Annotated in this window: 2 protein-coding genes; both read right to left on the bottom strand. The window is 55.3% G+C overall.

The window, feature by feature from the left end; genetic code table 11:
- The coding region (locus A3757_RS23375) for a TolC family protein (RefSeq protein ID WP_197470266.1) at nucleotides 1-488 on the bottom strand (488 nt) is incomplete at its 3' end.
- An 11-nt stretch (nucleotides 489-499) separates the two neighbouring features.
- On the bottom strand, nucleotides 500-817 hold a 318-nt coding region (locus tag A3757_RS23370), incomplete at its 5' end, for a DUF411 domain-containing protein (RefSeq protein WP_231878366.1).

Raw genomic sequence — 817 nt, 5'->3', positions numbered from 1 at the left:
CGGATACTTTCCTGTGCCCGGTAGGCTTCCAGCCATAACTGAGTCACCGTCGCTGTCACCTTGTCCTGGCGATCCTGTCTGAGTAAGGGTTCCTGGGCCGCCAACTCCTGATTTTGGCGGCTGGTTAACGCCAGGCTATCGCCGCGCGGAAACATCTGACTAACACCCACAGTCAGTTGCGTCATCGGTTCCTGATTGATATCGAAGCTATCGGTTGGAAAGTTGGCCGCCATTAGGCTGACCTTGGGATCGGGCAGGGTTGAGGCGGAAATGGATTCACTGGTCAGTGCATCTTCCCGGTAGCGGCTGCCGTTCAGCCAGGGGTCGGAGGCAATCGCCTGTGCAATCGCCGCTTCCAAAGTCAACGTACCAACCTGGTCTTGATCCAGCTGTGTTTGGGCAAACTGTTCCTGGGCAACTTTTTCCTCGGCAAAAGCAGGAACCCCCACCAACAGGAACAATAATAAAAAACGCCATTGAATGTTCATGGTGATACGTCCTATTGCTGATCGCGGCTGCTCACTGAAGCAAACACTTCAGCCGAACCGTCTTTTTTTAGCAACCACACCTGGTAAGGCATAAACCTGTCGCCCATTTCCATCCCGGGGCTGCCCGCCGGCATGCCCGGCACGCTCAGGCCGATGGCACCCGCCGGTGGATTTTCCAGAAACTGCTGAACGAAGCGCGCGGGGATATGACCTTCGAACACATAGCCGTCACTCGTCACCGCCGTGTGGCAGGAGTGGTATTCAGGGTGACCGACTATATGGGGTCCTAGGGATTTTGCCTCCATATATTGCAAAAACCTCTGAAGCCC

Source organism: Oleiphilus sp. HI0117 (assembly GCF_001635235.1).
This window is presented reverse-complemented; position numbering and strand designations above follow the sequence as displayed.